3 protein-coding genes and 3 pseudogenes are annotated in these 4419 nt (G+C 55.5%); 4 read left to right on the top strand and 2 right to left on the bottom strand.

Annotated elements, in window-relative coordinates:
• Window positions 1-203: pseudogene (locus tag BJF89_RS09875) on the top strand (IS6 family transposase); the annotation flags it as partial.
• 75 nt (window positions 204-278) lie between these two features.
• Here BJF89_RS09875 and BJF89_RS09870 read toward each other — a convergent pair.
• Window positions 279-463, bottom strand: a pseudogene (locus BJF89_RS09870) (IS6 family transposase); the annotation flags it as partial.
• 45 nt (window positions 464-508) lie between these two features.
• Between BJF89_RS09870 and BJF89_RS09865 the strand changes: the two are divergent.
• From BJF89_RS09865 to BJF89_RS18565, 3 genes and pseudogenes are all read left to right on the top strand, one after another.
• Window positions 509-1054 (top strand): annotated as a pseudogene (locus BJF89_RS09865) (zinc-binding dehydrogenase); the annotation flags it as partial.
• 256 nt (window positions 1055-1310) lie between these two features.
• Window positions 1311-2180 (top strand): hypothetical protein, encoded by an 870-nt coding sequence (locus BJF89_RS09860; protein ID WP_075814469.1) that lies wholly within the window; start codon window positions 1311-1313, stop codon window positions 2178-2180.
• Window positions 2181-3039: 859 nt separating this feature from the next.
• Window positions 3040-3657, top strand: a complete 618-nt coding sequence (locus BJF89_RS18565; protein WP_139311974.1) for a hypothetical protein — start codon at window positions 3040-3042, stop codon at window positions 3655-3657.
• A gap of 44 nt (window positions 3658-3701) precedes the next feature.
• Here BJF89_RS18565 and BJF89_RS09855 read toward each other — a convergent pair whose 3' ends face one another.
• Window positions 3702-3923 (bottom strand): hypothetical protein, encoded by a 222-nt coding sequence (locus BJF89_RS09855; RefSeq protein ID WP_075814467.1) that lies wholly within the window; start codon window positions 3921-3923, stop codon window positions 3702-3704.
• Between the last annotated feature and the right edge of the window lie 496 nt (window positions 3924-4419).

The following is a 4419-nucleotide window of genomic DNA, read 5'->3' as shown; positions in this document are numbered from 1 at the left end:
ACGTGATTGAAGGTGATCACGGCAGGTTGAAGCGGATCCTGGGTCCCAAAGGCGGCGGCTTCAAGAAACCGGTGTCGGCCTACCGGACACTGCAGGGCATGGAGGCGATGCACGCGCTACGCAAAGGTGAAGGAGTGGTGTTCGCCTTCGGGTGTGCGAACGCGGATACGGTGATCGTGGCCAAGGCCTTCGCCGGCGCCTGAGATACCAGCACGCGGGGTCGGGAACTCCTAGCATGATCAGCTTTCCGACACCACCACCCCAAATTGCAACAGCACCCGTTTGTCCAGTTCGGGGCCGTACTTCTGTACCCACCGGTGAGAATCGTGGTGTGATCCACCGGTGCGCCGCGTTCGGTCAGCATCTCCTCGAGATCCCTGTAGGACACTCCGTAGCGGCAGTACAAGCGCACTGCCCACAGGATGATCTCTTGAGGGAAGTGGCGACCGGAGAAGATGCTCATGCTGTCTGATGCTGGTTGACCGACCCCAACTTTGCAACAGCATCGTTGAAGGTCTCGGAAACCAAGCCGGGGCAGTTCATGGTGGTCTCGGGGGTGGGTGGACTTGGGCATGTGGCAGTCCAGTACGCTGCTGCGATGGGGATGCGTGTCATCGCTGTGGATATTGCCGATGACAAGCTTGCGCTGGCTAAGAAGCATGGTGCTGAGTTCACCGTCAATGCTGCAGATGTTGACCCGATCACTGCGGTGCAGGAGTGTACCGGTGGGGGAGCGCACGGGGTGCTGGTTACTGCTGTGCATCCGCAAGCGTTCGGTCAGGCGATTAATATGGCTCGCCGTGGTGGGACGATTGTGTTCAACGGTTTGCCGCCGGGGGAGTTCCCGGCGCCGATCTTCGACATTGTGCTTAAGGGGCTGACCATCCGGGGGTCGTTGGTCGGTACCCGCCAGGATTTGGTGGAGGCTCTGGATTTCTATGCTCGTGGTTTGATTCATCCGACGGTGCATGAGTGCGGTCTTGATGGCATCAACGTTGTGCTTGGGGACTTGGAGGCTGGCAAGGTTGATGGTCGCATGGTGATCCGGTACTGACGACTAAGCTATTGTCTCCTCTGGTGTCGAGCATCTGCATCTGGTCGATGGTTCACTTTCTGCAGGGGCTCATCTGCGGTTTTCGTACACGGGAACAGAGGCTTAAGGGAACTACACGTGTTCCTGCAGGCTGCTCTTCTGATGGGTTTTGATCTGCGGTCTATGAACGGGTGTTTCCCCTCGGCTGCACACGGCACGCCCGTCACTGGCCGCGCCTATCAGCAGCACCGGATTCTGCAGTGGCTATTATCGTCCTGTGAGCCTGATTAATCCACTACATGATGATAGAAGCAGAGAAGCGCAGTTCGAAGGGGGTTCGAAAGCGCTCAGCGCACTGCTGCTGTGGGGCCTAGTCGCCCTGCTGACGACAGGGATGGTCGGTTTCGCCATCGGCGGAGTGTTTGACCAGTTCAGGATCGTCAGCCTCAACAGCGTCTTCTCAACCTGGGACACCAACATCCCGCTAGCTGTGCGGGGTGTGGCTCTGCCGCTCGGCATCCTCGCCTCGATCTTTACTGTCGGGCAGTATGGAAAATGGAACCATCGATACACAGGAGACAACAGATCGTATACTGTGGCTGGTCCGCTGACTCTGATCCTCGTCGGGCTGGCAGGTGGTACGTGGATAGCCACGACAATGTGGGTTGAACCTGACGCTGTGGGCACTGCGGTGGACCCGGTGTTCTTTCGGGATGAGCTCTGGGGGTGGGGAGCATGGTGCCTCTATGCTGCCCAGTGGTGGCTTCCCGGCATGTTTGCCACACTCGCGGTCGTCAGCTATGCGGGCCGCATCGTAGCACGTCGGCGTCTTGGAGCCAGAAACCGTCTCGTCACAGACCTGTTGCGCACCGGGAGCCTCGTCGAGGCCGAGGTTGTTGATGCTCCGCTGCCGATTCCGGATGCCTCTCGTATGGCAGCATCGCTGGTGGTGAAGTTTAAAGATGCCGAGAACCATGACCGGTGGGTGCGCTGCTTCGTATTGCTAGCACCTCAAAGCATGCCGACCGTGGGGGATAGGCGGCCCCTCGTCTTTGATCCGCGACAACCCGGCAGTACGGAGCGGATCTTCTTGTCCCCGAGCGGGGGAACAGCGCCCGAGGACTTCCAACCAGTCACCACAACTTGATGAGCGTTGATCCACAGGGATTTACGAGTGGATAGTTCGTACCAGTACCATCGATATAGTCTAAGCAGTGTTGCTAGGGTGTGCGAATATCCAGTGCTCGGGAAGATGTAAGTTCTTTTCGACATTCAATCAGGCAAGAACGCCTGTTCAATTACGTCACTGTGACGTAATTGAACAGGCGTTCGTACCCTCATGGGCCGCGGCCGAGGCACGCGGTATCTGCTTTTCGATATATGAAGTAGATGTAGAACAAATGGCACGATTAGCCACTTGAACTGGAGCGATTGAAGTCGAAAACGCCACCGTGGAGAATAAGTCCATCGTTCCGAGCACAGTGATGATGCTGACCATACAGCACCACCACCCACCCCTGAAGGTCTACGTTCGCTTACGAACACAACCTAAGCTAGTGAACGACAGCGATCTTCGACCCGCCACACTTCGGCCATCTCACGGGATCGCCGATAATTGATATTATGACACTTCAGAGGATCTGCCCTAGTTTTGGACGCCCACGCAAATGCCCCTGCGCAAGCACTGTGACGTACAGCCACCCCGACGATGATCGATACTGCGCATCTACAGTGTACGGCGTGACGCAGTCTGTTCGTGTAAACCGCAGCGCATCTCTATGCTTGCACACTAGGACACGCCGCAGGCACGGTCTATAGCGCCCCGGCGAGCCAGCATCCCCAACAATCCTAATCTCTAGTTCCCCCATTACCGACCGCTCGTCAGTGTATTCAATATAGAGAACAATGATATCATCGATCTTACGCTGAACCTCACTATATCAACTAGATATAATGACGACAGATGAAGAATATACCCGAAATGAAGTAATGAGCAGAAGGTTCATATGATCAGTACCGAAGTTGCCCTACTTGGGTTCGCCGATTCTTTCAACCTACTCTTATGGGCGATCATCATATTCGGTACGATACGAAACCAGAGCGCCAAAAAGTTAACACTTCTGGTCACCTCAGACTGGGCAGGGATCCTATCAGCCGCGTACCTAATTCTCCTGGCATTCAATACACTTGGTATCAATGCCCCACAAACAACCGAGTCTCCGTGGCTAGGGATCCTACTTGCCATATTAGGAGTACTAGGATTACTGACCATCAATAAAAGTGGTAGTATAGTAACTAGGTCTATCGATTTTTCGAATAAAATATTCCGGTCCCGGACCCGCATAGTGGGCGGCGGGGTAGCGTTAGGATTCGTACAGTCGCTAACATCTGTACCATTCATCGGAGGGGTTCTTTCACTTATTAATTCAGAAAACGGTTCCAGCTTTACCGCGTCGATGATCATCTATTCACTTATTGCAATATCTACAAGCCTGGTCATTCTTGCTGCAGGAATCGCACTGAAAGGCAGGTTGGCCAGCATAAGAATCAGCCCCAGGATGACAAGCTTAGTGACCTCTGTTCTACTCATCCTGGTCGGTGCAGTGCTAGCAATAAACAGCTAGCCACGCCATAACAACGGCGCGATTAGCTGCCTAAATCCCGCCCACTACCAGCGGTACCACCATTTTCCGTCAGCATGCTTCGAGCACGGGCGCGTCTGCTCCAACGGAACGCTGGTCGGCTTGAACTTGATCGTCATCCAAGATGCATTGCACGTCACGACATTGCGGTACGGCCCGTGCCAGCCCGGGGCGGCCTGCGCAGCGGGAGCAAACAACAGTGACGCGGCCACGGCGACGCTTGCCGCGAACCCGATTTTCTTCTTCATTGAGCATCCTCTCAGTGGAGATCGTCCAAAACGTCAACCCTCCATTTCGGAACAGAGGGGTCCAATAACGCTTACCGAAAGCTAACCAGTAAGTGCATTTCGGACCATAGCAAGGTAGTGGCGACCCTACAAGGGCCGCAGAATCTTCCCCTCCATCGCGGAGCCCTCGATTCCACTTGCTGTACTGCGCAGAGTGAACCCACATCGGCACATCCGCGCTAGTCACGGTAGTGCGCCTGCCGAACGCTACAGCCACCCAGGCACTTCACAACACGATGCGAACCCTCGACCTCCGCTTGAGGTCACGGGGGTAGTGCACAGCAATCACCGCAGTCACGTTCACTGACAGCAAAAACCCAGCAAAACAGCGTTCAACCACCTCACAGCACACAGAAACAGGGGGTAACACCCCCGGGCAGTGACTCACCTAGAGGTATCGCAGTGAAGTTAGCCCCGCTAACCTCTCGAGAGCGTCACCAGCAGCCCGCCGACTACC

It is taken from the genome of Corynebacterium sp. CNJ-954, from assembly GCF_001942345.1.
GTDB lineage: Bacteria > Actinomycetota > Actinomycetes > Mycobacteriales > Mycobacteriaceae > Corynebacterium.
This window is presented reverse-complemented; position numbering and strand designations above follow the sequence as displayed.